A 26,412-nucleotide genomic window follows, 5' to 3' on the forward strand; every position below is an offset into this window, starting at 1 on the left:
TACTGGACAGATAGGGCAAAAGGGACTATACGGCCACCTCCTGCAACTTATGCAAACTTTAACTTAGGAAGGTGGTGACAACCACATGCAGGTTAGTGTTCGCGACAACAATGTCGATCAGGCGCTCCGTGCCCTGAAGAAAAAGCTGCAGCGCGAAGGCGTTTTCCGCGAAATGAAGCTCAAGCAACATTTCGAGAAGCCGTCTGTCAAGAAAGCGCGCGAGAAAGCCGAAGCGATCCGCCGTGCCCGCAAGCTGGCACGCAAAAAAGCGCAACGCGAAGGTCTTCTGTAAGCCTTTTCGACGAACGAAAGTTCTAAACCCCCGTGGCCCGGCCCCGGGGGTTTGTTTTTTTATTTAAGGTTTTAGGGGGGGCGATGGATCAGGCAGGAGTGAGTTTCGGGCGGTTAAGCGATGTTCCGAAGGACCAGATCATCGCCCATATGTCCGATCCGGTGACGGTGGCGCATATGCCGCTGGCCGGTATGGTCTGGACCGATGAGGTCTGCGCCGCATTCGTCGCCACGAAAGTGGCCTGCTGGGACCGCGACGGCCTGGGCCATTGGGCGATCTTCGAGGATGGGCGCTATATCGGCTGGGGCGGGTTCCAGAAGGAAGGCGAGGATTGGGATTTCGGGCTGGTTCTGCGGCCCGATGCCTTCGGGCGCGGCATGGCGGTGACCGCCAAGGCGCTGGATTTTGCCCGGGCGGATCCGCGTATTCCGTCGGTCACGTTCCTTTTGCCGCCGTCACGGATGCGGCTGGCGGCGCTGCGCCGGATCGGGGCGGTCGAAGAGGGCGAGAGCGTGATCGAGGGCACGCGCTTCCGGCGGTTCCGGTTGATGACGCCCTCGGGGTGAGGGGCGCGATCAAAGGGGGGCGGATGAAAGCGCCCTAGACCTGCCAGCGCAGGGCGGCGCGGGCGATGCGTTGACCGAAGATCCGGGCCGAGGCCTCGCACCCTTCGGTCAGACCGGAGGTATTGGCGTTGACCGCAAGGCCCAGAAAGGTGCCCGACAGGTTCAGCCCTTCGTTTTCGCGGAAGACCGGCGCGCCGATGACCTCTTGCCCGATCCAGACCATGCCGTGCTGCATGGCAAAGACCGACAGCGCCTGCAGCGTCGACAGCTTGTCGCCCCCGGTGTTCACCCCGGCGGTGAACCCCGCCGCAAGCTTGTCGGCCCACATCCGATCCAGCCAGATGGTGTCGCCGGTGTCGTCCATGAAGGCTTTGAACCCTGCCGCCGGTCCGCCCATGTAGGTGGGCGTGCCAAAGGCGATGGCGTCGGCGGCGTGAATGATGTCCCAGGTTTCGGGGGTCATTTGGGTGACGTCGACCAGGTCCGCGGCCGCGCCTTCGCCCCTGGCGGCCTCGGCGATCAGGCGGGCGGTGCGGGTGATGGCCCCGGAGCCCGAGAAATAGGCGATTGCCACTTTGGGGCCGGTCATGGGGGCGACGGTCATGAGCGGGCGTCCTTCAGGATCATGGCGGCGGCCTTTTCGGCGATCATGATGGTGGGGGCATTGGTGTTGCCGCTGGTGATGCGCGGCATGACCGAGGCATCGACCACCCGCAGCCCGCCGATCCCGCGCATCTTCAGCGTGTGATCCAGCGGCGCATCGGGGTCCGCGCCCATGGCGACGGTGCCGGCGGGATGGAAGATCGTCGTGCCGACCTCACCAGCCGCGCGGGCTAGGTCTTCGTCGCTTTGGGCGGCAGCCCCCGGCTTGACCTCTTCGGGGCGGTATTTCGCCAGAGGGTCCTGTTCCATGATGCGGCGGGTCACACGGATTGCGTCGATGGCGACACGGCGGTCGCCCTCGGTCGAGAGGTAATTGGGCGCGATCTTCGGCGCGGCCTCGGGGTCGGCAGATGTGATGTCGATCCGGCCCCGGCTTTCGGGGCGCAGGTTGCAGACGCTCGCGGTGATCGCGGGGTAGGGGTGCAGGGGCTGGCCGAAGGCCTCAAGCGACAGGGGCTGGACGTGGTATTCCAGATCGGGCGTCGCCAGGTCGGGACGCGACCGGGTAAAGGCCCCCAGCTGCGACGGGGCCATGGTCATCGGCCCGCGCCGCCGCAGGGCGTAATCCGCCCCGATCGCCAGCTTGCCCAGCAGGGAATTCGCCATGGTGTTCAGGGTCTTCGCGCCGTCCAGCCGCCAGGAGCAGCGCAGCTGCAGGTGATCCTGAAGGTTGCCGCCTATGGCGGGCATGTCCTGCAGAACCTCGATCCCGTGGGACTTCAGAAGGGCGGCGGGGCCGATCCCGGACAATTGCAGGATCTTGGGGGAATTCACCGCCCCGGCGGACAGGATGACTTCGCGCCCGGCGCGGACCTGGTGCAGCTGGTCGTTGCGGCGGTATTCGACGCCGACGACCTTGCGGCCTTCGGTCAGCAGGCGGGTGGTCAGGGCGTGGGTCTCGACCCGCAGATTGGGGCCCGAGGTGGTGCGCAAGAAGGCCTTGGCGGTGTTCATCCGCCAGCCGCCGCGCTGGTTCACCCGGAAATATCCCACGCCTTCGTTGTCGCCGGTGTTGAAATCCGTGCTTTCCGGGATGCCGGCGGCGACGGCGGCCTTGATCCAGTCGTCCAGCAGATCCCAGTGCAGGCGCTGGTTCTCGACCCGCCATTCGCCGCCCGCGCCGTGCATCTCGCTTGGGCCGTCGACGTAATCCTCGGACTTCTTGAAGAAGGGCAGCACATCGTCCCAGCCCCAGTCCTTCAGCCCCATCTGTCGCCAGCCGTCGTAATCCGCCGCCTGCCCGCGCAGGTACAGCATCCCGTTGATCGAGGAACATCCCCCCAGAACCTTCCCGCGCGGATACAGGATGGACCGTCCGTTCAGCCCCGGTTCCGGCGCGGTCTTGTACATCCAGTCGGTGCGCGGATTGCCGATGCAATACAGATACCCCATGGGGATATGGACCCAGTGGTAATTGTCGCGCCCCCCGGCTTCCAGGATCAGGGTCCTGTGCCCGGCCTCGGCCAGACGTTTGGCCATGACGGATCCGGCGCTGCCGGCCCCGACGATGATGTAATCCCAGTCCATGTCGTCCCCTCCCGTTCGGGCCCGTTCCGCCGGGGTCTCCTCCGACCCGGGTCAGCCCCCTGACTTTGCGCGATTAAACAGGCAAGGCGGTGGTCTTGAAAACCGTCCTCAGGGCAAAGCTGGTCTGCATCTGCTGCACGCCGGGCAGGCGCGACAGGTGCTGGCGGTGGATGCGGGCGAAATCCTCGGTGCTGTCGACGACCACCTTCAGCAGGTAATCCGCCGTGCCGGTCATCAGGTGGCATTCCAGCACCTCGGGCACGCGCTTCACCTCGGCCTCGAAACTGTCCAGGATGTCGTCGGCCTGACCCTGCAGGCGGATTTCCACGAAAACGGTGGTGGGCAGGCCGATCTTGCGCGCATCCAGAAGCGCCACGTAATCGCGCAGGATGCCCTCGTCTTCCAGCCGCTGCACCCGCCGGTGACAGGCCGAGGGCGAGAGCCCCACCTTGTCCGACAGATCCGCGTTCGAGATCCGGCCCTGTTTCTGCAGCACCCGCAGGATGCGGCGGTCGATGTCATCCAGTGTCATTCATCTCTTCCGGCCCGTTTCAGGCCGGAAGATATTCGCATGTCCCGCCCTTTGGCGAGAGGATCGTGCAAGATTTCCGGCTTACGCGGGCTTTTTCAGCGAATCGCGGATTTCCAGAAGCACGTCCAGCTCGGTCGGGCCGGCGGGCGCTTCCTCGGCCGGTTGTTCTGCGGGCTTCTCCATCTGGGATTTGATCTTGTTGACGTAGCGCACCAGCATGAAGACGACGAAGGCGATGATCAGGAAGTTGAAGACCGCCATGATGAAGGACCCATAGGCAAAGACCGCGGCTCCCGCCTCTCGTGCGGCTTCGAGGCTGTCATAGGGGCCACCGCCCGAGAGGACGACGAAATTGTTGGTGAAATCGATGCCGCCGGTGAACAGCCCGATGATCGGGTTCAGCAGGTCATCGACCATGGATTTCACGATCGCGGTAAAGGCCGCGCCGACGATGATACCAACGGCCATGTCCATGACATTGCCCTTGGCGATGAAGGCTTTGAATTCGTTAAGCATCACTGTCTCCTGTATCGCTTATTCAAGACACCGACGTTGCTGTCTGTGTGTTCGCGCAGGGTTACCTAAACAGAAACGCAGAGTTTCCGATATTATAATTAACCTTTTGGCTCCCTAAATTGGGTCCAGACAGCAAGGAGAGACCGATGTTCCCCGATGATTTCCCGATCGCGACCCGCTGGCCTGCCAAGAACCCGGGCGTGATCCAGCTTTATTCCTATCCGACGCCGAACGGGGTGAAGGCCTCGATCATGCTGGAAGAAACCGGGCTGGAGTATGAGCCGCACCTGGTCACCCTGGCCGATGCGGACGTCAAAAGCCCCGAATTCCTGTCGCTGAACCCCAACAACAAGATCCCCGCGATCATCGACCCCAATGGCCCCGACGGCGCGCCCCTGGGCCTGTTCGAAAGCGGCGCGATCCTGATCTACCTGGCCGACAAGTCCGGCAAGTTCATCGGTCAAAGCGCCTCGGACCGGGCGAAGGTGATCCAGTGGCTGATGTTCCAGATGGGCGGGGTCGGCCCGATGCTGGGGCAGCTGGGCTTCTTCTACAAATTCGCGGGCTCCGAGATCGAAGACCCCCGCCCGCGTGACCGCTATATCAACGAAGCCAAGCGCCTGCTGGCCGTTCTGGAAGGCGCAATGGCAGGGCAGGACTGGATCGCGGGCGACTATTCCATCGCCGACATCGCGCTGGTGCCCTGGCTCAAGGCGCTTGATTTCTACGGTGCCAAAGAGGTGCTGGGCTGGGACGACCACAAGAACCTGGTTGCCTGGGTAGATCGCTTCAACGCCCGCCCCGCGGTTGAACGTGGATCAAAAATCCCCGCCACCTCGTAATGGCGGTTCCCGGGGGCGCGTGTCGCCCCCGGAATTGGCCTCAATTCGGACCCCAGAATTGCCAGCAGCTCAGCCCGGCAGCGTGCCGGTCAGCACATAGCGCAGGATGTCGGCCACCTGCTGCGGCGTCTCGGTGACGGCCAGGGCGGCGGCGTCGACCTCTTTCAGCGCGTGCTGGTGGTCGGCCCCATGCATGACGATCAGGCTTTTGCCCAGGGCTGCGGCATAGCCCGCGTCAAAGGCCGCGTTCCACTGTTTGTACTTCTCGCCAAAGCGCACGACGACCACGTCCGCCGCCTCGATCGCGTTGCGGGTGCGGATCGCGTTGACCTTGGCCCCCTTGTGATCGTGCCAGAACTTCGAAGTCTCCGCGCCCAGGATGGCAACGCCGCAATCGTCGCTTGCCGCGTGGTCGGTGACGGGGGCGGAAAAGGTGACATCAAGCCCGGCACAGGCGGCCTCGATCTCGTCTCGCCAGCTGGTGTGAATTTCGCCTGACAGGTAGACCTGCATCGCTGCTCTCCTTTTTTGCGTGTCCGCGCTTCATGCGCAGAAAAAGGGGGCACAATGCGCGCGCGCCCCCCAAAATCCTGAAAATCATCTTGCCAAAAATACTCCCGCCGGAGGCGAAGGCAACCGCCCCCGCGCCCCGGCCGGGACGGATCACAACGTGATGCGGTACAGCGCGAAACCGCCTTCGCCCTCGCCCGCGGGTTCGATGGTGACGCCGGGGACGTCGCTGGCATAGGCGGTGCCTGCGGGTCCGGTCTCGAACAGGACGGTGGTGCCCTCCATCGGTGCAAAGGTCCAGTTGCCGTCGGCCTTGGGGCTGATCGTGCCCTTCTCGACGATGTAGCGCACGATGATGTCGCGGTTGGTGTCCGGCCCTTCGAAGATCACCGTATCGCCTTTGGCCCCGGGGAAATTGCCGCCGCCCGAGGCGCGGTAGTTGTTGGTGGCCACGACGAATTCCATGTCGTCGGTCACCGGCGCGCCGTCGAACATCAGCTCGGTGATGCGGCTTTCGCTGCCGGTCTGAGTGCCGTCGCGGTCGAACATCGCCGGTTTCGACAGGTCGATGCGATAGGTGACCCCGTCCATGACATCGAAGTTGTAGCTTGGGAACTCGGGGTTCAGCAGGGGCGCGTCCGTCGTACCCGGCGCAACCTGGTTGAACATCCCGGCCGAGCGGTCCAGCCAGCCCCGCAGCTGCGCGCCGGTGATCTTCACCGCCCGGATCGTGTTGGGATACAGGTAAAGGTCCGCCACGTGCTTGATGGCCACGTCGCCCACGGGCACGTCGGTGTAATAGTCGGGCCCGCCGCGGCCACCGGCCTTGAAGGGGGCACCGGCCGAGAGGATCGGCAGGGCTTCCCATTCGGTGCCCTTCATCATCTCTTCGATGTACCACTTCTGGGCATTGGTCACGACCTGGACCGACGGGTCGTCGGCCACCAGTGCAAAGTAGGAATGCAGCGGCGTGTCGGTCTTGCCGACGGCACGACGGACGTAATCCAGGGTCTGCTCGTGTTCGGCCTGGGCGGCGGCCAGCACGGTGCCGACGCTTTCGACCAGCGGGGTGATCGACCGATCCTCGTTCCGTTTCGAAATCGGCCGGGTAGTGACCTCGGACATCAGCACGCGCCATTCGCTGCCATCGCGTTCCAGCATCAGGTCGATCACACCCAGGTGCGAGCCCCAGAACCCGCCCATGACGGCGGGCTTGCCATGAATCGTGCCCTTTTCGGCGTCGACGGCGGCAAAGCCAGCATATTTCGGCGAGGGGAAGACCAGGTGGGAATGGCCGGTCATCAGCGCGTCGATGCCGTCGACTTCGGCCAGGGGGACGCTGGCGTTCTCCATCCCGTCCTCATGCTGGGCGCTGCCGATGCCGGAATGGCTGAGCGCGATGATGATGTCGGCCCCCTGCTCTTTCATCTGGGGGACATAGGCGCGGGCGGTCTCGACGATGTCGCGCGTCTGAACGTTGCCTTCCAGGTGCTTGCGGTCCCAGTTCATGACCTGCGGCGGCACGAAACCGATCAGCCCGACCTTGATCTGGTGATCGACCCCCGCGCCATCGGTGACGGTGCGGTCAAGGATGACATAGGGTGGGATCAGCGTTTCGTCCCGGGTGGGGTCCGACCCGAGGGTCTTGGCTATATTCGCCGTCACAACGGGGAAATTCGCGCCGGCCAGCGCCTTCATCAGGAACTCGATCCCGTAGTTGAATTCGTGGTTGCCCAGGGTCGAGGCATCGAAACCCAGGGTGTTCATGGCCTGGATCACCGGGTGGGTGTCGCCCTCTTTCATGCCGCGCTCATAGGCGATGTAATCGCCCATGGGATTGCCCTGCAGGAAGTCTCCGTTATCGATCAGCAGCGAATTGGTCGCTTCGGTCCGGATGTCGGCAATATGCGCGGCGGTGCGGGCTAGGCCCACGGTGTCGTCGGGACGGTCGGCGTAGTAGTTGTAGGGGAAGACATGCACGTGCAGGTCGGTCGTTTCCATGATCCGCAGGTGGGCCTGGGTGCCGGCGGCGCGGGCCGAATAGGGGTGCAGCGCGATCAGCGACGCGCCGGCTGTGCCTGCCAGGAAATGGCGACGGGTCAGGCCATTGGAGGATGAGGCGGTGGTGCGATTGGTCATGGAAGGCTCCTGAGTATTGGCCCGGGGTGTGTCCGGAACCGGGGGCTGAGCTTGGCGCGGCGGGCACCCGGCGCGCAGGCCCAAATCCGGTGATCATGTCCCGGTGATTCTGGGCGCGAACATGGTCAGGATACGTGACAATGGCGCGACAGCACGCATGGGAAATTCGTGTCAGGTCAAAGGCGCGGCGGATTGCCGGGAGTTTGGGCGCGGTAGGGGCAGGGCGGGGGCGGGGTTGTTCCCCGCGGGGATTGCGCTGCCGGCGCAACCGGGGCAGGGTCGCGCCAATCGGAAAAACGGGCGGGGGAAGACCGGAATGCGTCATGCGGAAGAGGTCACATTCGGGACATCGGGGCTGGATCGCGCGGCCGAGCTGCGGGGGCAGGACGACCTTCTGGCGGCCGAGCGTCGGTCGCCCTCAAGCTGCTGCATCCTGCTGTGGCGGGGGTTCCCGCTGACCACGCCCGACGGCGCGCTGGCCCGTCTGCCGATGGATGCGCCGGTGCTTCAGGGCCGCGAAAAACAGCCGATCCTGCTGGGCCGGGAAGAGCAGGGGCTGGTCTTTGCGCAGGACATCTCGGAATGGTCGCCGCCCGATGCGCCTGCCGATCTGGGACCGGGCCGGGCGCAGCAGGCCCCGCTGCCCAGCCACCCCGAGATCGATGGCGACATGGCCTTTGCCGATCTGCGCGGCATGCTGTCCCGGATCGGTCGCCGCGACGGCGAGCTGGTGGCCACGGCCCGGGCGCTGTTCAGCTGGCATTCGACGCATCAGTTCTGTTCCCGCTGCGGCCGCCCCAGCCATGTGACCATGGCCGGATGGCAGCGCAGCTGCGACAGCTGCGGCGGCCAGCATTTCCCGCGCACCGATCCGGTGGTGATCATGCTGATCACCCATGGCAACGATCTTCTGATGGGGCGGTCGCCGGGCTGGCCCGATGGCATGTGGTCCCTTCTGGCCGGGTTTGTCGAACCGGGCGAGACCCTGGAATCCGCCGTCCGCCGCGAGGTGATGGAGGAATCCGGTGTGCCCGTCGGTGCGGTGCGGTATCTGTCGAGCCAGCCCTGGGCCTTCCCCAATTCGCTGATGTTCGGCTGCATCGGCGAGGCGCAGGGCAAGGAGATCACGCTGGACCCGAAAGAGCTGGAGGATGCCCGCTGGTTCAGCCGCGAAGAGATGGTCGACATCCTGGCCGGCACCTCGGACCTGGCGCGACCGTTGCGGCGCGGTGCCATTGCGGAATTTCTGATCCGGAACTGGGTTGCGGATACACTTGATTGAGAAAATTGGTGTATAGTTCTTGAAACGCCCCGGTTCGCGGGGCTGACAGGCATATAGCAGACATGCCCGGGGCACCCCCGGGTCCAGACTTCGAGGCAGTGAGCATGAAATTCAGCACCCGTAAGGATATCGACGCGCCGATCGACCACGTCTTCGCCAGCGTGTCCGACTTTCAGGTCTACGAACGGGCCGCGATGCGGCGCGGCGCGCAGGTCCGGCGTCTGGATAATCAGGACGTGAAGGGGCCGGGCATGGCCTGGCAGGCGGATTTTGAATTCCGCGGCAAGAAGCGCGCGCTTGAAATCACGCTGGAAGATTACGAGGCCCCGACCAACCTGGAATTCCTGGGCACCTCTGGCGGTCTTTCCGGTGCCTGCGAGATCGAGTTGATTGCGCTGTCGCCGTCCAAGACGCGGCTGAAGCTGTCGGTTGACCTGCGGCCGCAGACCCTGTCGGCGCGGCTTCTGGTGCAGTCGCTGAAACTGGCGAAGGGCAACCTGGACAAGAAGTTCGACGCCCGCGTGGCCGAGCTTTCGGACAATGTGGCCGCGCAGTACCGCCAGACCGCCTAAGCAAAACGCGCCCCTTGGGGCGCGCGTTCGTTTCTTTCCGGAATTCGGTGTCGTGCGCGGCCTTTAGGGCCGTTCCCTCGCAGGCCGGGCCCCTTTTAGGTCGGGGGGCGTCAGCCCTGACCGGTCAGCCCGTGGCGTTGCGGATCGGCGGGATAGACGCCCAGCACCTCGATCATCTGGGTGAAATAGCGCAGCTCGTCCATGGCGAGCTTGACGTTGGCGTCCTCGGGGTGGCCTTCGATATCCGCATAGAACTGCGTCGCGGTGAAGGATCCGCCGACCATATAGCTTTCCAGCTTGGTCATGTTGATGCCGTTGGTGGCGAAACCGCCCATGGCCTTGTAGAGCGCGGCGGGGATGTTGCGGACCTCGAACACGAAGGTGGTGATCATCGTGCCGTCCTGCGGCGCTTCGCCGCCATTGGGGCCGCGACGGGTGTAATCGGGGTCGCGGGACATCACCAGGAAGCGGGTGGTGTTGTGTCCGTGATCCTCGATATCGCGGGCCAGCACGTTCAGCCCATAGGTGTCGGCGGCCAGTTCCGAGGCCAGCACGCCCTGGTCCAGGTGGTCCGATGCGGCCAGTTCCTCGGCCGCGCCGGCGCTGTCGGCGGCGGCCACGGCGCGGATGCCGTGATCCTTCAGATAGGACCGCGCCTGGGGCAGAAGCACTAGATGGGCGCGCACCGATTTCACATCGTCCAGCTTGACGCCTGGCTTTGCCATCAGGCTGATGCGCACGCGCACGAAGGCTTCGTCGATGATGTTCAGCCCGGATTTCGGCAGCAGAGAGTGGATGTCAGCAACCCGGCCATATGTCGAATTCTCGACCGGCAGCATGGCCAGGTCGGCGGTCCCGTCCAGTACGGCGTCGATGCATTCCTCGAAGGTACGGCAGGGCAGCGGATCATGGTCCGGGCGGGCGGCCTTGCAGGCCTCGTGGGAATAGGCGCCAAGCGCGCCCTGGAAAGCGATCAAAGGTTTGGTCATGAGATGTCCCTTACTGCCCGCGATTTCGAGAAAGCGACCCCGGGCGATTGGTCGCGGTAACTACACCTTGCGCAAGGGGAGGGGAAGCATATAGATACGCGCCGGAAACGTGACGAAACTTCAGGGACACGGCATCAATGTTCGACACCATGACACTGACCAAGGCTGGCGGCGCACTTTGCGGCACGTTGCTGGTTTTTCTGCTGGGCAACTGGGCCGCTGAGATTCTCTATGCGACCGAGGCCGGTGGTCATGGCGGTGAAGAATATCAACAAGCCTATGTGATCGAAACCGGTGAGGAAGACGCAGGCGCGGCCGAAGAAGAAGGCCCCGATTTCGCGACCCTCCTGGCCTCGGCTGATGCAGCTGCGGGTGCCAAGGTGTTCTCCAAGTGCAAGGCCTGCCACAAGATCGACGGCTCCAACGCAACCGGTCCGCATCTGGATGGCGTCGTGAACCGCGCTGTCGGGACTGTCGACGGCTTCTCCTACTCTGGTGCGATGGCCGCCGTGTTCGACACCTGGACGCCCGAGCATCTGAACACCTTCCTGGAAAGCCCCAAAGGCGCCGCACCGGGCACCAAGATGTCCTTCTCAGGTCTGAAAAAGGCAGAGGACCGCGCGAACCTGGTGGCCTACCTGGAATCGCTGGGCGGCTGATCCTTCGGGACCCCCGCGGATACGGATTTGAAAGCGCGTCGGGCAACCGGCGCGCTTTTTTCTTGGGCATCCGGCACGGCCGGCGGCGGGATCGGCGGGCGCTGGATTGCACGGGTGTCGGGGGCAGGGCGCTTCACGGCTAACTCACGCATTCTCAACTTGAATGTGGTCGGAAAGGCCAAGTAGCCTATCTCGACAGCTGAACGCCTGTTCAACCCGAGGAGCCCGCCATCATGCGCCCAAAGACCGCCCGTACCGCAACTGCCGACCTGACGCCGCGCCTGAAGATGGGCATGCTGGCCCTGGGGGTGCTGGGGGCGGTGATCGCGGGCAGCGCCCTGCGGGCCGAACAACACGGCGAAACCTTCGTCAACGACGCGGGCGAAACGGTGATCCGCACCCACGGCTACAACTACTATGGCGATCTGGAATACCCGGCGGATTACAAGCACTTCCGCTATGTGAACCCCGAAGCCCCCAAGGGCGGTGTCTTTGTCATCGACGCCTCGGGCACCTTCGACAGCATGAACCCCTATGCGCGCAAGGGCCGGGCGGGGGCGCAATCCTCGATGATGTATGAAACCCTGCTGGATGGCGGGGCCCCGGCGGATGAATATGCGTCCTCCTATTGTCTGCTGTGCGAAAGCCTTGAGTATGACGAAGGCCAGACCTGGGTGATCTTCAACCTGCGTCCCGAGGCCAGGTTTTCCGACGGCACGCCGCTGACCGCCCATGACGTGGTGTTTTCGCACAACCTGTCGCTGGAACAGGGGCTGCCGTCCTATGCCAATGCGGTGAAGCAGCGCGTAATCGGGGCCGAGGCCCTGGACGATCACCGGGTGAAGTTCACCTTTGCCCCGGACATCCCGCGCCGGTCGCTTATCAGCCAGGTCGGGGCCACCAGCGTCTGGTCGAAGGCCTGGTTCGAGGAAACCGGTGCCCGCCTGGACGAACCGCGCATGGAAACCTCGCCCGGGTCCGGGCCTTACGTGCTGGACAGCTACGACATCAACCGGCGCATCACCTACAAGCGCAACCCTGACTATTGGGGCAAGGATCTTCCGATCAACGTGGGGCGCCATAACTTCGATGAGATCCGGATCGAGTATTTCTCGGATGAGACCGCCGCCTTCGAGGCCTTCAAGGCCGGCGAATACACCTTCCGTAATGAGGTGAATTCGAAGCAATGGGCGACGGGCTACGATTTCCCCGGCGTCGAAAAGGGCTGGGTCGTGCTTGAGGAAATCCCGGACGGTAACCCGCCGTCGAACGTCGGCTTCGTCTTCAATCTGGACCGCGAGAAGTTTGCCGACAAGCGCGTGCGCGAGGCGCTGGCGCTTGGCTACAACTTCGAATGGTCGAACGAGAGCCTGCAGTACGGTCTGTTCAGCCAGCGCGAATCCTTCTTTCAGGACACGGTGCAGCACGCCCGCGGCCTGCCCGAAGGGGCAGAGCTTGAGCTGCTGAAATCCCTGGGCGACATCGTCCCCGAAACGATGATCACCGAACCGCCGCGCATGCCGCATACCTCGTCGCCGACGCGGGTGGTGGACCGGCGCAACCTGCGCCAGGCGATGAAGCTGCTGGACGAGGCGGGCTTTGCCGTCGGCTCTGACGGGATGCGCCGCGATGCACAGGGCAACACGCTGGATATCGAGATCCCGATCAACTCGGCCGGGTCCCCGACCATGGAAAGCCTGATCGGCACCTATGTGCAGAACCTGCAGCAGATGGGCGTGAACGCCGTGATGCAGAAGGTCGATCCCAGCCAGTACACGCTGCGCCGCCGGGAACGCGACTATGACATGATCTTCGACGGCTATCGCACCTTCATCGGCGCGGGTACGGGGCTGATGCAGCTGTATGGCTCGGAACAGGCGGCGGTGTCGGTCTTCAACCCGGCCGGGATCGCAAGCCCGCTGATCGACACGCTGATCGACCGCGCGCTGTTTGCCGAGACCACCGAAGAGGAAACCACCGCGCTGACGGCCCTGGACCGGGCGCTGCGGCATGAATTCTTCGTGGTTCCCGCCTATTACAAGTCCGACAACTGGCTGGCCTATTTCAACATGTACGAACACCCCGAGGACATGCCCCCCTTCGCCGTCGGCGAGCAGGATTTCTGGTGGGTTAATCCCGAGAAGGCAGCGGCATTGAAAGCCGCGGGCGCGTTGCGGTAAGCCAGCCACATGGGCGCCTATATCCTAAGACGATTGCTTCTGGTGATCCCCACGCTGCTGGGGATCATGGTAATCAACTTTGCCCTGGTACAATTTGTGCCGGGCGGGCCGATCGAACAGATCATCGCGCAGCAGCAGGGGCAGGGGGATGTCTTCGGGTCCTTCTCGGGCTCGGGCACCGACGTGGGCATGGAGGATACCGGGGCCGCGACCTATCAGGGCGATTACGCCGGGGCGCGCGGTCTGCCGCCGGAATTCATCGCCCAGCTGGAAAAGGAATTCGGCTTCGACAAGCCGCCTGTGGAACGGTTCCTGTCGATGATGGGCAATTACCTGCGCCTGGATTTCGGTGAAAGCTACTTCCGCAAGGCCGACGTGATCGACCTTGTGATCGAACGGCTGCCTGTCTCGATCTCGCTTGGGCTGTGGTCGACGCTGATCGCCTATATCATCTCGATCCCGCTTGGCATCCGCAAGGCGGTGCGCGACGGGTCGCGGTTCGATACCTGGACCAGCGGCCTGATCATCGCGGCCTATGCCATCCCCGGGTTCCTCTTTGCGATCCTGCTGCTGGTGCTGTTTGCCGGCGGATCCTACTACCGAATCTTCCCGCTGCGCGGCCTGACCTCGGACAATTTCGACCAGCTTAGCCTGTTTGGTCAGATCAAGGATTACCTGTGGCACATCACCCTGCCGGTGATCGCCTCGACCATCTCCAGCTTTGCGACGCTGACGCTGCTGACCAAGAATTCGTTCCTGGACGAGATCAAGAAACACTATGTCATGACCGCCCGGGCCAAGGGCCTGTCGGAACGCCGCGTGCTTTATGGTCACGTCTTCCGCAACGCCATGCTGATCGTGATCGCGGGCTTTCCGGCGGTCTTCATCGGGGTGTTCTTCGGCGGCTCGATCATCATTGAAACGCTCTTCTCTCTCGAAGGGCTGGGGCGACTGGGGTACGAGGCCGCGGTGGCGCGGGATTACCCGATCATCTTTGGATCGCTGTTCGTCTTCGGCCTGATCGGCCTGGTGGTCGGCATCCTGTCGGACCTGATGTATGTCTTCGTCGATCCGCGCATCGACTTCGAAAGCCGGGAGGGGTGAGATGAGCCAGCCAGACCCCCTTGCAGGCCGCATGCCTGGCCAGGACGCGCCGCCGCCCGTGGTGCCCGAAACCCGGCGCGGGTGGTTCACACTGTCGCCGCTGAACCAGCGCCGCTGGCGCAACTTCCGTCGCAACGGCCGGGCCTTCTGGTCGCTGATGATCTTCCTGGTGCTGTTTGGGCTGTCGCTGTTCGCGGAATTCATCGCCAACGACAAACCTTTTCTGGTGAAATACCGCGGAGATTTCTATTTCCCGGTCTTCCAGTTCTACCCCGAAACCACCTTTGGCGGCGATTTCCGGACCGAGGCGATCTATCGCGACCCAGAGGTCAAATGCCTGATCGAAACCGGCGGGCTGGACCTGTGTTTCGACGACCCCGCGGGCTATTTCGAAGACGCCCAGGACGGCATGATCGAGGGCGAGACGATCGAGAAGGGCTGGGCGCTCTGGCCGGTGATCCCCTATTCCTACGACACGCCTGTCGAACGGCCGGGGGCCGCACCGCTGGCCCCGAACGTGATCGGCAGCTACACGGATGACGCCGGCGAAAGCCACTGGGGCCTGCTGCCGCCCGAGGATCGCGGCGCGAACCTTCTGGGCACCGATGACACCAAGCGCGACGTGCTGGCGCGGGCGATCTATGGCTTCCGCCTGTCGATCCTGTTCACGCTGATCGTGACCACCTGTGCGTCGCTGATCGGGATCATTGCCGGGGCGGTTCAGGGCTTCTTTGGCGGACGGCTGGACCTGATCTTCCAGCGCGTGATCGAGATCTGGCAGGGCGTGCCGCAGCTTTACGTCATCATCATCCTGTTCGCGATCCTGGGCCGGTCCGTCTGGCTTCTGGTGGTGCTGATGGTGGCCTTCGGCTGGACGGCGCTTGTGGGCGTGGTGCGGGCGGAATTCCTGCGCGCGCGCAACCTGGAATACGTGCGCGCGGCGCGGGCCTTGGGCGTGTCGAACCGCGTCATCATGTTCCGCCACATGCTGCCCAATGCCATGGTCGCGACCCTGACCATGCTGCCCTTTATCGTGACCGGCACAATCGGCTCTCTCGCCTCGCTCGACTTCCTGGGCTACGGGCTGCCGTCCTCGGCCCCGTCGCTTGGCGAAATGACCCTGCAGGCGAAACAGAACCTTCAGGCCCCCTGGCTGGGCTTCACCGCCTTCTTCGTCTTCGCCATCATGCTGTCGCTTCTGGTCTTCATCTTTGAAGGGGTGCGCGATGCCTTCGACCCCCGGAAGACCTTCCAATGACCGGATCCGCAATGCTGAACGTCGAAAACCTTCGCGTGTCCTTCAAGCAGGATGGTCAGCTGATCCCGGCGGTCAAGGGCGTGTCCTTCCATGTGGACAAGGGCGAAACCGTTGCGCTGGTCGGTGAATCCGGGTCGGGCAAATCGGTCTCGGCGCTGTCGACCGTGCAGCTGCTGGGGGACAACGCGCATCTCGAAGGCTCGGTCAGCTTCAAGGGCACCCAGATGATCGGCGCGCCCGAGGCGGACCTGCGCCGGGTGCGCGGCAACGACATCTCGTTCATCTTCCAGGAACCGATGACATCGCTCAACCCGCTGCACACGCTGGAAAAGCAGCTGGCGGAATCGATCGAACTGCACCAGGGGCTGCGCGGCGATGCGGTGCGCGCCCGGATCATCGAGCTGCTGGACAAGGTCGGCATCCGCGATCCCGAAAGCCGCCTTGGCTCCTACCCCCATCAGCTGTCCGGCGGGCAGCGTCAGCGCGTGATGATCGCCATGGCGCTGGCCAACAAGCCTGAACTTCTGATCGCGGACGAACCGACCACCGCGCTGGACGTGACGATCCAGGCCCAGATCCTTGATCTTCTGGCCGAACTGAAGGCGTCCGAAGGGATGGGGATGCTGTTCATCACCCACGACCTGAACATCGTGCGCCGCATTGCCGACCGGGTCTGCGTGATGAAGGACGGCGAGATCGTGGAAACCGGCCCGACCGCGGCGATCTTCGCGGCCCCCCAGCATCCCTATACGCAAAAGCTCCTGGCTGCCCATGCCGCCGGTGCGCCGGAACCCGCCGCCGAAAACGCCCCCGTGATGGTCGAGACGGACAGCCTGCGGGTCTGGTTCCCGATCCAGAAGGGGTTGTTCAAGAAGACCGTCGGCCATGTGAAGGCCGTCAATGCGGCCAGCGTTCAGGTGCGGGCAGGCGAGACCCTTGGCCTCGTCGGCGAATCCGGGTCTGGCAAGACGACGCTGGCGCTGGCGGTGATGCGGCTGATCTCGTCCACGGGCGGGCTGCGCTTTGACGGGCAGGACATGCGCCAGTGGTCGACGCGGGCGCTGCGTCTGAAACGCTCGGAGATGCAGATCGTCTTCCAGGATCCCTTCGGCTCCCTTTCCCCGCGGATGACCTGCGCCCAGATCATCGCCGAGGGGCTCAGCGTGCACCGCCGCGCCTCGGACCGCCCCGTGCGCGCTCTCGTGGCCGAGGTGATGGACGAGGTCGGGCTGAACCCCGCCACCATGGACCGCTATCCGCATGAATTCTCGGGCGGGCAGCGCCAGCGCATCGCCATCGCCCGGGCCATGATCCTGCGTCCGAAACTGGTGGTGCTGGATGAACCGACCTCGGCGCTGGACATGACCGTGCAGGTGCAGATTGTCGACCTGCTGCGCGACCTGCAGCAGAAATACGGGCTCGCCTATCTCTTCATCAGTCACGATCTGAACGTGGTCCGCGCCATGTCGCACCGGGTCATGGTGATGAAACAGGGCGACGTGGTGGAAACCGGCACGGCGCAACAGATCTTCGACGCGCCCTCGCACCCCTATACGCAACAGCTCCTCGCGGCCGCGACGCTCAACCACTGATCCCGCCCGGTCTACCCGACACGCAAAGGGGGCCCATCACAGGCCCCCCTCGATCATCTTGCCATAAATACTCCCGCCGGAGGCTGCCTGACAGCCCCCGAGAGGCGCGTCGTCTCAGAAAAACGCCTGCAGCCCGGTCTGCGCACGGCCCAGGATCAGGGCGTGCACGTCATGGGTGCCTTCATAGGTGTTCACGGTTTCCAGGTTCGCGGCATGGCGCATGACCTTGTATTCGATCTGGATGCCGTTGCCGCCGTGCATGTCACGGGCGATCCGGGCGATGTCCAGCGCCTTGCCGCAGTTGTTGCGCTTGATGATCGACACCATCTCGGGCGCGGCCTTCGCCTGGTCGAACAGGCGACCCACGCGCAGCGCGGCCTGCAGGCCCAGGGTGATCTCGGTCTGCATGTCGGCCAGCTTCTTCTGGTACAGCTGGGTGCCGGCCAGGGGCTTGTTGAACTGCTTGCGGTCCAGACCGTACTGGCGCGACTGCAGCCAGCAATCCTCGGCCGCCCCCATGACGCCCCAGGCGATGCCATAGCGGGCGCGGTTCAAACAGCCGAACGGACCCTTCAGGCCCGACACATGCGGCAGCAGGGCTTCTTCGCCCACTTCCACGTTGTCCATGACCACTTCGCCGGTGATCGAGGCGCGCAGGGACAGTTTGCCGCCGATCTTCGGTGCGCTCAGGCCCTTCATGCCCTTTTCCAGGATGAAGCCGCGGATCGCACCGTCATGGGCGTCGGACTTGGCCCAGACCACGAAGACATCCGCGATCGGCGCGTTGGAAATCCACATCTTCGCGCCGTTCAGCACATAGCCGCCTTCGGTCTTCTTGGCGCGGGTCTTCATGCCGGCGGGGTCGGACCCTGCGTCGGGCTCGGTCAGGCCAAAGCAGCCGATCCATTCGCCGCTGGCCAGTTTCGGCAGGTACTTCATGCGCTGCTCTTCCGAGCCATAGGCATAGATCGGGTACATCACCAGGCTCGACTGGACCGAGCACATGGACCGGAAGCCCGAATCGACGCGCTCGACCTCGCGGGCGACCAGCCCGTAGGATACATAGCCCGAGCCCAGGCCGCCGTATTGTTCGGGAACCGTGACGCCCAGCATGCCGGCTTCGCCCATTTCGGCGAAAATCTCGGGGTCGACACCTTCTTCCAGGTACATCTTCTCAACCCGCGAGGCGAGGCGATCCTGCGAAAAGGCGCGCGCGCTTTCACCGATCATGCGTTCGTCTTCTTCCAGCTGTTCGTTCAGCAGGAAGGGGTCTTCCCAGTTAAAGCTGGACATGTTCGGGCGGTCCTTGTCCTTCAGGACGGGGCGTGCATCATCGGGCATCATACTCTCTCCTTATGAGTTTGATGATGTGTATAGCGGGGTGGTCGGGCGCTGGATAACAAGTTATCCTCTGAACTTGATGAGTTTCATGCATAGATGTCCCGCCCATGCGCCATAGCTACACCCCCACCCTGGCCGAGTTGGAGGCCTTCTGCGCCTGTGCCCAGTCCGGCACCACGATCCGCGCCGCCGAGGTGCTGGGCCGCACCCAAAGCGCGGTCAGCCGCGCGATCGGCGGGCTCGAGGCCAAGCTGGGCGTGCCGCTTTTCCTGCGCGCCCGCCAGCGGCTGACCCTGTCGGACGCCGGCCGCGCCTTCCTGCGCGAAGCCGCACCGCTGCTGGATCAGCTGAACGAGGCCGCGATGACCGTCATGGCCTTCGGTGGCCAGGCGCGGGTGCTGCGGATCGCGGTGTTGCCGACCTTCGGGCGGCTCTGGCTGATCCCCCGGCTGCGCGCCTTCCAGGCGACCATGCCGGATCTGTCGATCGACATGGCGGCGCGGCTGACCCCGGTGGATTTTGCGCTCGATCCCTTCGACGTGGCCATCCAGCGGACGCACCACCGCGCCAGCGGGGCCGCGCATGATCACCTTCTGGACGAAGAACTGGCCGTGCTGGCCGCGCCCTCGCTGGTCTCGGGGCCGCTGTCGCCGCAGGACGTGCTGCGCCTGCCGCTCTTGCAGCAATCCACCCGGCCGACGCTCTGGCCAGACTGGTGCCGGGCGCAGGGGCTGGATCCGCGGCTGGCGCTGCGTGGTGCCCGGTTCGACCATTTCGACATGGTGCTGGATGCCGCCCAGGCCGGGCTGGGGGTGGCCCTGGTGCCGGAAATCCTGGCCCGCGCCGCGCTTGACCGGGGGGATCTTTTGCGCGCGGTGCCCGGCGATTTCGCCACCGGTCAGGCCTATACGCTGATCTACCCGGACCAAAGCCGCGACCTGCCGCATTTCGCCCGTTTCCGCGACTGGCTTAGGGCCGAGATCGAAGGCATCTGGGCCTGACACCCGCCCGTGGCGAGGCGCGCACGTCAGGGCGCGACGAGCCGCGCATCCCGGACTTGTGATTTCACACCGGCACGGGCATCTCTAGGCTCAAACGGAAGGAGAGCCGATGACCCCCGAAGAGATTTCCCAACTGCCCTATCGGCCCTGTGTCGGCGTCATGCTGGCCAATGCCCAGGGCCATGTCTTTGTCGGTCAGCGGATCGACAACCCCGGTCCCGCCTGGCAGATGCCCCAGGGCGGTGTCGACAAGGGCGAGGATCCGCGCGACGCGGCCCTGCGCGAGCTTTGGGAAGAAACCGGGGTCACCGCCGACAAGGTCGAGATTCTGGCCGAAACCTCTGACTGGGTGCCCTATGATCTGCCGCACGACCTGGTGCCGCGCATCTGGAAGGGGCGCTTTCGCGGGCAGGAACAGAAATGGTTCCTGATGCGGTTCAATGGCACGGATGCGGATGTGAACATCGTCACCGACCACCCCGAGTTTTCCGAATGGCGCTGGCTCCCCCCGGAGGAACTTGAGGCCAACATCGTGCCCTTCAAGCGCGAGGTCTACGCCCGCGTTCTGGCCGAACTGGGAGACAAGATCTGATGCCGGCCTTGCGGGCATTGGGAACGGGGCTGGCGCTGATGGCCAGCCTGTCGGCGGGTGCGGCGCAGGCGCTGTCCTGCCTGCAACCCAACCCCGCCCGCAGCTATGCCCAGGCCGCCGCTTCGGACGAGGCCTATCTGGTTGTGACGGGGGAACTGACCCATGACGCCGGATCCGGCACGATCCAAGAGGCCACGCAGGTGCCTGCCCGGATCACGGGCCATTTCCTGAAAAGCAGCGCGTTTTCCGAACCTATGGACATCCCGGTCACCCTTGCGCTGTCCTGCGTCAGCGTCTGGTGTTCGTCCCCCCCCGAAAGCGGCACGCAGGTTCTGGCCTTCCTGAAGGAAACGCCCACGGGCTATGTGCTGGATCTGCCGCCCTGTGGCGGCTGGATGTTCCAGGATCCGCGCGACGACCAGATCGCGGCCGTCACCATCTGTCACACCGGTGGTTCCTGTGAGGCCGGGCAGTAGGCCAGCCCCGGGCCGTAACAGGCCCGAACATTGGCCCGGAAATTGACCCGGCGACCTCAGCTGCGGAAATCGAAGAACCCGTCCCCGGCCTGCGCCAGAAGGTCCATGGCCATGGTGCGGCCCAGCTCGGCCCCGTCTTCGATCGGGGCGCTGCGGTCGTCGTTCAGGGCTTCGCTTCCGTCCGGGCGCAGGATCTCTCCGCGCAGGCGCAGGGTGCCGCCGTCCAGCTCGGCCAGGCCGGCGATCGGGGTCTCGCAGGATCCATCCAGCGCCGCCAGGAAGGCGCGCTCGGCCGCAAGGCGGTGCTCGGTCGGCTTGTGGTGGATGGCTTCCAGCATCTCGCCGGTGGTGTGGTCATCGGCCCGACGCTCGATCCCGATGGCCCCCTGGGCGACGGCGGGAAGCATATCTTCGGGCGAAAGCGCTGATTGCGCCACATCGGCGCGGTCCAGGCGGTTCAGCCCGGCCATGGCCAGGAAGGTCGCCACGGCGACCCCGTCCGACAGTTTGCGCAGGCGGGTCTGCACGTTGCCGCGGAATTCCACGACCTCAAGGTCGGGGCGGCGCACCAGCAGCTGGGCGCGGCGGCGCAGGGAAGAGGTTCCGACCTTGGCCCCCGAAGGCACATCGGCCAGCGTCTTGAAATCGTTCGACACGAAGGCATCGCGCACGTCTTCGCGCGGCAGGTAGCAGTCCAGCACCAGCCCCTCGGGCTGCAGGACGGGCATGTCCTTCATGGAATGCACCGCGATGTCGATGTCACCGCGCAGCATCGCCTGTTCGATTTCCCGCGTGAACAGACCCTTGCCGCCGATTTCCTTCAGCGGGCGGTCGATGATCCGGTCGCCGGTGGTCTGGATCACGCAGACCTCGAAGGCCTCGGCGGGCAGGGAAAAGGCCGCGGCCAGGCGGTCGCGGGTTTCATGGGCCTGCGCCAGCGCCAGCGGGGAACCACGGGTGCCGATCTTCAGCGGACGGTCCGGAGAGGGGAATTCGCGTGTCATGGCGATGGTGTAGACGTGGCACTTCGCCCCTGCAAGTGGGGGATGCTTGACTTCCGGCCTGTGCGCGGCGACGAGAGGGGGCGACGGAGGATGCCATGACCGACAAGACAATCCTGAAAGCCCTGCGCGGAGAAGCCCAGGACGTGCCGCCGATCTGGATGATGCGCCAGGCGGGCCGCTATCTGCCGGAATACCGCGCCACCCGGGCGCAGGCGGGCGACTTCCTGTCGCTGTGCTACAACCCGGAGCTTGCGGCCGAGGTGACCCTTCAGCCGATCCGCCGCTATGGCTTTGATGCGGCTATCCTTTTCGCCGACATCCTGCTGCTGCCCCAGGCGCTTGGCGCGGACCTGTGGTTCGTCACCGGCGAAGGCCCGCGGCTGTCGACGGTGACGTCTCAGGCGGATTTCGACGCGCTGAAGCCCGCGTCCGACGTGCACGAGGTCCTGTCGCCGATCTATGAGACCGTGTCGATCCTGTCGCGCGAATTGCCGCAGGAGACGACGCTGATCGGTTTCGCCGGCGCGCCCTGGACCGTGGCCACCTATATGGTGGCCGGGCGCGGCACCCCGGACCAGGGGCCGGCGCATGCGCTGAAGGACGAAAACCGCGCGCTTTTTGCCGGGCTGATCGACCTGCTGACCGAGGGCACGATCGAATACCTCTCGCGCCAGATCGAGGCCGGGGCCGAGGTGGTCAAGCTGTTCGACAGCTGGGCCGGATCGCTGAAGGGCCAGGATTTCGACGATTTCGCCCTGCAGCCCGCCCGCCGGATCATCGCCGAGCTCAAGGCGCGTCATCCCGGCATTCCCGTCATCGCCTTCCCGCGCGAAGCGGGGGACCGCTATGTCGGTTTTGCCAAGGCAACGGGCGCGGATTGCGTCGCGCTGGACAATTCCGTGTCGGCCCAATGGGCGGCAGACCATGTGCAGGTCGACGGCTGTGTTCAGGGCAACCTGGCGTCGTCGCATATGGTGACGGGCGGCCAAGCGCTGATCGACGAGACCCGCGAGATCGTTCAGGCGTTCCAGGGCGGGCCGCATATCTTCAACTTGGGCCACGGGATCACGCCGGATGCGGACCCCGAGAATGTTCAGCTGATGATCGACACGGTGCGGAATTCCGGGCGCGGCTAAGCCCGGACCGACCCCGTCAAAACCAGATCACGACCCCTTGGCGTCCGCGGCCGGGGGGGCGATGGCGGTCAGCTGCAGGTTCACCACGGCCCCCAGAAGGATCAGGAAGGCGCTGATGAACAGCCACATCAGCATGGCCACGGCCGCGCCGATGGATCCGTAGACCTCGTTGTAATTGCCGAAATTCGTCAGGTAGAGAGAAAACCCATAGCTGGCCACCGCCCAAAGCGCGACGGCCAGCACTGCGCCCGGCGTGATCCAGCGCAGCCGTTCGCCCCGGTTGTTGGGCCCATAACGATAAATCACCGCCAGCCCCGCCATCAGGACGAAGATCGCCGCACACCAGCGGAAGGCCTCGACCATCAGGGCGGTGATGGGGCCAAGCGGCACGATGGCGAAGATGATCGGCACGATCACCACCGCCGACAGGGTGACGAACGACACGCCCAGAAGCGCCACAGTCAGGCCAAGCGCCGTCAGGTAATGCCGCAGGGAATTGCGGTTCTTGCGTCCGTGGATCGCGTTCAGCCCCAGGATCAAAGCCGCCACGCCCGAGCGCGCCGACCAGATCGCCAGCGCGGTCGAGATCAGCCCCGCCCAGCCCAGCTTGTCCCCACTGGTGGTCGACAGCGCGTTGATCTGGTTCTCGATCAGGCGCACGACCTCGTCGGGCAGAAGATTGCGGATCAGGTCCAGCTGTTCGATCAGCACATGCGGATCCGACATCAGCCCCCAGATGGCAATGATTGCGGCCATGGCCGGAAACAGCGCCAGCATCCCGAAAAACGCCACGCCCGCCGCGATCAGCGACAGGTTCTTTTCGCCGATCTGGGTGGCGACGCCGCCAAGCAGCCGTTTTGTATCGGAAAATGTCATCAGCATCCTGTCCTTGCGGGTCACCCTAGTGATGTGCCGCGCAATGGCAATGCACCATGCCGGTCCGGGTTCGCTATGGTGCGGGGGCCGGACCGCGCCGGGCGCGCCGGCGACAGACGACGAAAAAGGCCGCACCCGAAGGCGCGGCCCGATGTCGTCTGCAAGGCAAAGGTCATGGAATAAGGTTTAGGCCATCGAAGACCGGCTGCGCGGACCCGCGACCAGCCAGATGATGAAGCCCAGGACCGGCAGAAGCAGGACCAGCAGGGTCCAGAGCACTTTCTTGCCGGTGGTCGTACCGGAGCTGATGATCGAAACGATGGCCCAGATGTCGAGGGCCAGAATGATGAGGCCGCCAAGGCCGGACACTTCCAACATAATGATCTCCTGTCGATGATCTCGTATTGGGAACACAACGCCGTGAACACGGGCTTGGTTCCCTTGGAAAGGCGTTTTTTCGTAAGGACTTGAAGGGGGGGTAGGGCTGGCGGGAGAGGTAAAGTCGGGGAATTCCCGCCAGCCTTGCGGGACAGACGCTTGGGGGCGTCTTGCAGGGTTAACTACGCCCCCCGGGCTTTGGTTCCGAAAAAAAATTAAAAAAATTTCGGGGCGGTTTGATGGCCTGATTTCGCGCCGCGATCCGGGCCGGGTGGCGGGGCGGTTTCCGGCCCATGCAGCGCGGTCCGGAAGGGCCAGATCCCGTGCCTTGATCGGCCCCAAACTGGGTGCCCGCAAACAGGGGGCCAACAAGGGGGCATGTCGAATTTGTGACGGATCGTGGGAACCGAATCCCCGGTATGCCGGTTGTTCCAGCAGACTAGGAACGACCATGTAATCGGAAATTCGAAAGGAAAACCAATGCTTTATTGGGCTGTAATTTTCTTTGTCGTGGCCATCGTGGCCGCTGTCTTCGGCTTTGGCGGCATCGCCAGCGCATCCGCAGGGATCGCCCAGGTGCTGTTCGTCATCTTCCTCGTGCTGTTCATCGTCGCGATGGTGGCCCGGGCTCTGCGCGGCCGCACGCCGTAACCCACGACAGACATCACGCAGAAAGGGCGGCCAATCTGGCCGCCCTTTCAATTTTCGTGACTTGTGAGGAGGGGGGTATCCGATCAGCTTTTCAGCGTCTCGGTCGAGGAGAAGAACATCGCCTGGCTTGCGGCAAGGCGCACCTGTTCCTCGGTGTAGGGTTTGGTGATCAGGAAGGCGGGTTCCGCCTTTTCGCCAGTCAGAAGACGTTCGGGATAGGCGGTGATGAAGATCACCGGCACATCGCCAAGCGCGGCCAGAAGGTCGTTCACCGCATCGATACCCGAGGAATTGTCGGCCAGCTGGATGTCGGCAAAGATCAGGTCGGGGCGTTCGGATTTGCCCAGGGCGACCGCTTCGTCGCGGGTGCGGGCGACGCCGGTGACCGCGTGACCCATTTCCGAAACGATGGATTGCAGATCCATGGCGATGATCGCCTCGTCCTCGATGATCATGACGCGGCCCGTGACGCTTTGCGCCAGTTCGCGCTGCGCGATGCGCACCAGTTCCTCGGCCTCGGCCGGGGCGACGCTCATGATCTCTCCGATCTGGTCGAACGAGAATTCCTCGATCGTGGACAGCAGCAGCGCCTCGCGCGTGTTCGGCGTCAGCGTGCGCAGGTGATCCTGCGCCTTGGCCGCGATCCCCGTCTCATCCGTGGTCACCGGAGAGCCGGAGGAAATCCAGATCGCATGGAAGGCGCCAAAAAGCGCCACACGGGTCGATTTGTTGCGGTCCACGAAATCGGGATCCTGCAACATCGCTTCCAGTGTGGCGGCGGCGTAATTGTCGCCAGACGTCTGGCTGCCGGTCAGTGCCCGCGCGTAGCGCCGCAGGTACGGCAGTTCTATCGCGACGTTCAGGGCAAATTCTTCGGACCCCACCGTTTGGTTCATTTTTTTCTGCACCTTTTCAAGTTTTCTTGGAACCCAACGTGATCCAGAAGCGTTAGGTTCCCGGAAAATGCAAAAAAACCTGATAACGGTCCGAACAACTCATGGCTCACGACAACGAAAATGAACACGTGCTGAGGCAGATCGACGAGAATCTGAAGCGTGTTTATCAACAGAATCTGGAAGAAGACCTGCCCGATCGCTTCAAGCAGCTGCTGGATCAGCTGAAGAAGCAGGAACCGGGCAAAGAGGTGTGACCATGAGCACCGATCCTCGCGAAGAGCTGGTCGAGCATCTTCCCTCCCTCCGGGCCTTTGCCATGAGCCTTTGCCGAAACTCTGCCCAGGCGGATGACCTGGTGCAGGATACCATCGTCAAGGCCTGGACGAACATGGACAAGTTCAAGGTCGGCACGAACCTGCGCGCCTGGCTGTTCACCATCCTGCGCAACACCTTCTATTCCGCCCGCCGCCGTTCGGGCCGCGAAGTTGCCGATGTGGACGGCGTGTTTTCCGCCAACCTTGCCACCAAGCCCGATCACGACGGTCGCCTGGCCATGAAGGATTTCGAAAAGGCCTTTGCCACGCTGCCTGATGAACAGCGCGAAGCGCTGCTGCTGGTCGGGGCTTCGGGGTTTTCCTACGAAGAAGCGGCCGACATGTGCGGCTGCGCCGTGGGCACGATCAAGAGCCGCGCCAACCGTGGGCGCGCCAAGCTGAGCGAGCTGCTGAGCATCGGCGAGGATGACGCGATGGAACTGACGGACCAGTCGACGATGGCCGTCATGTCCGCTGCGAACATGAAGTCGATGTGAGGCTGGAATTTGAAGCTCCCCTTTGCT

General features: G+C 64.1%; 29 protein-coding genes. 17 read left to right on the forward strand and 12 right to left on the reverse strand.

Going from position 1 to position 26,412, the window contains the following annotated elements:
- The first annotated feature begins 85 nt into the window (after positions 1–85).
- Positions 86–292, forward strand: a complete 207-nt coding sequence (gene rpsU / locus BMX99_RS08515) for a 30S ribosomal protein S21 (protein WP_009806335.1) — start codon at positions 86–88, stop codon at positions 290–292.
- A gap of 83 nt (positions 293–375) precedes the next feature.
- The gene (locus tag BMX99_RS08520; protein ID WP_093450079.1) at positions 376–858 is read left to right on the forward strand and encodes a GNAT family N-acetyltransferase; all 483 of its coding nucleotides are present in this window, start codon (positions 376–378) and stop codon (positions 856–858) included.
- Between the two features lie 34 nt (positions 859–892).
- On the opposite strand, the gene BMX99_RS08525 is transcribed toward BMX99_RS08520, so the two are convergent.
- From BMX99_RS08525 to mscL, 4 genes are all read right to left on the reverse strand, one after another.
- A complete protein-coding gene (locus BMX99_RS08525) occupies positions 893–1,462 on the reverse strand; it encodes a flavodoxin family protein (RefSeq protein ID WP_244525504.1) in 570 nt (189 codons plus the stop codon).
- Positions 1,459–3,048, reverse strand: a complete 1,590-nt coding sequence (locus BMX99_RS08530) for a GMC family oxidoreductase (RefSeq protein WP_093450082.1) — start codon at positions 3,046–3,048, stop codon at positions 1,459–1,461. Before BMX99_RS08530 ends, BMX99_RS08525 begins: the two co-directional genes overlap by 4 nt.
- A gap of 73 nt (positions 3,049–3,121) precedes the next feature.
- Positions 3,122–3,580, reverse strand: a complete 459-nt coding sequence (locus tag BMX99_RS08535; protein ID WP_093450084.1) for an Lrp/AsnC family transcriptional regulator — start codon at positions 3,578–3,580, stop codon at positions 3,122–3,124.
- An 81-nt stretch (positions 3,581–3,661) separates the two neighbouring features.
- On the reverse strand, positions 3,662–4,096 hold the full coding sequence (mscL, locus tag BMX99_RS08540; protein ID WP_093450087.1) for a large conductance mechanosensitive channel protein MscL: 435 nt from the start codon (positions 4,094–4,096) through the stop codon (positions 3,662–3,664).
- 146 nt (positions 4,097–4,242) lie between these two features.
- Here mscL and BMX99_RS08545 point away from each other — a divergent pair, with 146 nt between their 5' ends.
- On the forward strand, positions 4,243–4,938 hold the full coding sequence (locus tag BMX99_RS08545) for a glutathione binding-like protein (RefSeq protein ID WP_093450090.1): 696 nt from the start codon (positions 4,243–4,245) through the stop codon (positions 4,936–4,938).
- A 69-nt stretch (positions 4,939–5,007) separates the two neighbouring features.
- Here the strand turns inward: BMX99_RS08545 and BMX99_RS08550 are convergent, their stop codons facing one another.
- Both BMX99_RS08550 and BMX99_RS08555 read right to left on the reverse strand, forming a co-directional pair.
- The gene (locus tag BMX99_RS08550) at positions 5,008–5,451 is read right to left on the reverse strand and encodes a YtoQ family protein (protein ID WP_093450093.1); all 444 of its coding nucleotides are present in this window, start codon (positions 5,449–5,451) and stop codon (positions 5,008–5,010) included.
- A 150-nt stretch (positions 5,452–5,601) separates the two neighbouring features.
- Positions 5,602–7,587 (reverse strand): bifunctional 2',3'-cyclic-nucleotide 2'-phosphodiesterase/3'-nucleotidase, encoded by a 1,986-nt coding sequence (locus BMX99_RS08555; protein ID WP_093450096.1) that lies wholly within the window; start codon positions 7,585–7,587, stop codon positions 5,602–5,604.
- A gap of 316 nt (positions 7,588–7,903) precedes the next feature.
- On the opposite strand from BMX99_RS08555, the gene nudC reads away from it, so the two are divergent.
- On the forward strand, positions 7,904–8,869 hold the full coding sequence (gene nudC, locus BMX99_RS08560) for an NAD(+) diphosphatase (RefSeq protein ID WP_093450098.1): 966 nt from the start codon (positions 7,904–7,906) through the stop codon (positions 8,867–8,869).
- A gap of 104 nt (positions 8,870–8,973) precedes the next feature.
- The gene (locus tag BMX99_RS08565) at positions 8,974–9,441 is read left to right on the forward strand and encodes an SRPBCC family protein (protein ID WP_093450101.1); all 468 of its coding nucleotides are present in this window, start codon (positions 8,974–8,976) and stop codon (positions 9,439–9,441) included.
- 110 nt (positions 9,442–9,551) lie between these two features.
- On the opposite strand, the gene BMX99_RS08570 is transcribed toward BMX99_RS08565, so the two are convergent.
- Positions 9,552–10,430 carry a prephenate dehydratase gene (locus BMX99_RS08570; protein WP_093450104.1) on the reverse strand — a complete coding sequence of 293 codons (879 nt, stop codon included), beginning with the start codon at positions 10,428–10,430 and terminating at the stop codon, positions 9,552–9,554.
- Between the two features lie 137 nt (positions 10,431–10,567).
- On the opposite strand from BMX99_RS08570, the gene BMX99_RS08575 reads away from it, so the two are divergent.
- The 5 genes from BMX99_RS08575 (at position 10,568) to BMX99_RS08595 (ending at position 17,223) form a co-directional block, all read left to right on the forward strand.
- Positions 10,568–11,089: a c-type cytochrome gene (locus BMX99_RS08575; protein WP_093450106.1), complete on the forward strand. Its 522-nt coding sequence runs from the start codon at positions 10,568–10,570 to the stop codon at positions 11,087–11,089.
- Positions 11,090–11,322: 233 nt separating this feature from the next.
- Positions 11,323–13,269 (forward strand): extracellular solute-binding protein, encoded by a 1,947-nt coding sequence (locus tag BMX99_RS08580; RefSeq protein ID WP_093450109.1) that lies wholly within the window; start codon positions 11,323–11,325, stop codon positions 13,267–13,269.
- A 9-nt stretch (positions 13,270–13,278) separates the two neighbouring features.
- The gene (locus BMX99_RS08585; RefSeq protein WP_093450112.1) at positions 13,279–14,373 is read left to right on the forward strand and encodes a microcin C ABC transporter permease YejB; all 1,095 of its coding nucleotides are present in this window, start codon (positions 13,279–13,281) and stop codon (positions 14,371–14,373) included.
- 31 nt (positions 14,374–14,404) lie between these two features.
- The gene (locus tag BMX99_RS08590) at positions 14,405–15,631 is read left to right on the forward strand and encodes an ABC transporter permease (protein WP_093450115.1); all 1,227 of its coding nucleotides are present in this window, start codon (positions 14,405–14,407) and stop codon (positions 15,629–15,631) included.
- Complete coding sequence (locus tag BMX99_RS08595; RefSeq protein WP_244525505.1) at positions 15,628–17,223, forward strand: ABC transporter ATP-binding protein; 1,596 nt, start codon at positions 15,628–15,630, stop codon at positions 17,221–17,223. Before BMX99_RS08590 ends, BMX99_RS08595 begins: the two co-directional genes overlap by 4 nt.
- A 114-nt stretch (positions 17,224–17,337) precedes the next feature.
- Here BMX99_RS08595 and BMX99_RS08600 read toward each other — a convergent pair whose 3' ends face one another.
- A complete protein-coding gene (locus BMX99_RS08600) occupies positions 17,338–18,564 on the reverse strand; it encodes an acyl-CoA dehydrogenase (RefSeq protein WP_093451253.1) in 1,227 nt (408 codons plus the stop codon).
- A gap of 107 nt (positions 18,565–18,671) precedes the next feature.
- On the opposite strand from BMX99_RS08600, the gene BMX99_RS08605 reads away from it, so the two are divergent.
- From BMX99_RS08605 to BMX99_RS08615, 3 genes are all read left to right on the forward strand, one after another.
- Complete coding sequence (locus BMX99_RS08605; protein WP_093450121.1) at positions 18,672–19,565, forward strand: LysR substrate-binding domain-containing protein; 894 nt, start codon at positions 18,672–18,674, stop codon at positions 19,563–19,565.
- A gap of 109 nt (positions 19,566–19,674) precedes the next feature.
- A complete protein-coding gene (locus tag BMX99_RS08610; RefSeq protein ID WP_093450124.1) occupies positions 19,675–20,157 on the forward strand; it encodes an RNA pyrophosphohydrolase in 483 nt (160 codons plus the stop codon).
- Positions 20,157–20,633 carry a hypothetical protein gene (locus BMX99_RS08615; RefSeq protein ID WP_093450127.1) on the forward strand — a complete coding sequence of 159 codons (477 nt, stop codon included), beginning with the start codon at positions 20,157–20,159 and terminating at the stop codon, positions 20,631–20,633. Before BMX99_RS08610 ends, BMX99_RS08615 begins: the two co-directional genes overlap by 1 nt.
- A gap of 56 nt (positions 20,634–20,689) precedes the next feature.
- Here the strand turns inward: BMX99_RS08615 and hemC are convergent, their stop codons facing one another.
- Positions 20,690–21,637: a hydroxymethylbilane synthase gene (hemC, locus tag BMX99_RS08620; RefSeq protein WP_093450130.1), complete on the reverse strand. Its 948-nt coding sequence runs from the start codon at positions 21,635–21,637 to the stop codon at positions 20,690–20,692.
- Between the two features lie 95 nt (positions 21,638–21,732).
- On the opposite strand from hemC, the gene hemE reads away from it, so the two are divergent.
- Positions 21,733–22,773 (forward strand): uroporphyrinogen decarboxylase, encoded by a 1,041-nt coding sequence (hemE, locus tag BMX99_RS08625; RefSeq protein WP_093450134.1) that lies wholly within the window; start codon positions 21,733–21,735, stop codon positions 22,771–22,773.
- Between the two features lie 27 nt (positions 22,774–22,800).
- Here the strand turns inward: hemE and BMX99_RS08630 are convergent, their stop codons facing one another.
- Complete coding sequence (locus BMX99_RS08630; protein ID WP_093451255.1) at positions 22,801–23,649, reverse strand: YihY/virulence factor BrkB family protein; 849 nt, start codon at positions 23,647–23,649, stop codon at positions 22,801–22,803.
- A 186-nt stretch (positions 23,650–23,835) separates the two neighbouring features.
- Entirely contained in the window at positions 23,836–24,027 is a 192-nt protein-coding gene (locus BMX99_RS08635; protein WP_170848686.1) for a PLDc N-terminal domain-containing protein, read from the reverse strand.
- Between the two features lie 480 nt (positions 24,028–24,507).
- On the opposite strand from BMX99_RS08635, the gene BMX99_RS08640 reads away from it, so the two are divergent.
- On the forward strand, positions 24,508–24,678 hold the full coding sequence (locus tag BMX99_RS08640) for a DUF1328 domain-containing protein (RefSeq protein WP_093450137.1): 171 nt from the start codon (positions 24,508–24,510) through the stop codon (positions 24,676–24,678).
- Between the two features lie 83 nt (positions 24,679–24,761).
- Here BMX99_RS08640 and BMX99_RS08645 read toward each other — a convergent pair whose 3' ends face one another.
- Positions 24,762–25,574: a response regulator gene (locus BMX99_RS08645; RefSeq protein WP_093450140.1), complete on the reverse strand. Its 813-nt coding sequence runs from the start codon at positions 25,572–25,574 to the stop codon at positions 24,762–24,764.
- 101 nt (positions 25,575–25,675) lie between these two features.
- On the opposite strand from BMX99_RS08645, the gene BMX99_RS08650 reads away from it, so the two are divergent.
- Both BMX99_RS08650 and BMX99_RS08655 read left to right on the forward strand, forming a co-directional pair.
- Positions 25,676–25,828: a NepR family anti-sigma factor gene (locus tag BMX99_RS08650; protein ID WP_093450144.1), complete on the forward strand. Its 153-nt coding sequence runs from the start codon at positions 25,676–25,678 to the stop codon at positions 25,826–25,828.
- 2 nt (positions 25,829–25,830) lie between these two features.
- On the forward strand, positions 25,831–26,385 hold the full coding sequence (locus BMX99_RS08655; RefSeq protein WP_093450147.1) for an RNA polymerase sigma factor: 555 nt from the start codon (positions 25,831–25,833) through the stop codon (positions 26,383–26,385).
- The last annotated feature ends 27 nt before the right edge of the window (positions 26,386–26,412 follow it).

The sequence above is a fragment of the Pseudooceanicola nitratireducens genome, assembly GCF_900109195.1.
Lineage (GTDB): Bacteria > Pseudomonadota > Alphaproteobacteria > Rhodobacterales > Rhodobacteraceae > Pseudooceanicola > Pseudooceanicola nitratireducens.